Below are 339 nucleotides of genomic sequence, written 5' to 3'. Positions count from 1 at the left end.
AAGAGAAGAAGACTGAAGCAGGGAGACACGATAGAGTTTACGAAACTTCCCGGTGAAGACGAGAAACTAAGGGTGAACATCAAAAAGTTATACACATATCCGACATTTCGGGAGATGTTTGAATCCATACCTGCTGAGAAATTAGGAATTGTGGATAACTGCATTGAAACAAACATGAAATCTATACACAATTTGTATTCACCAGAGCGTGAACAGGAATGGGGCAGTTTGGCGATTGAAATTGAGCTGATTCATCTTGAAAACGGTGGATAAGTGGTTAAAGGGGTTTTGAAAATGACAAAAACTGCGATTATGTTTTCCACAGGCTGGATCATGTTG

1 protein-coding gene is annotated in these 339 nt (G+C 39.8%); it reads left to right on the top strand.

Annotated elements, in window-relative coordinates; translation table 11 throughout:
* The coding region (locus R0J87_RS19050) for a hypothetical protein (protein ID WP_498888191.1) at positions 1–273 on the top strand (273 nt) is incomplete at its 5' end.
* Positions 274–339: the final 66 nt, after the last annotated feature.

The organism is Halomonas sp. SIMBA_159, from assembly GCF_046536035.1.
Lineage (GTDB): Bacteria > Pseudomonadota > Gammaproteobacteria > Pseudomonadales > Halomonadaceae > Vreelandella > Vreelandella venusta_A.
This window is presented reverse-complemented; position numbering and strand designations above follow the sequence as displayed.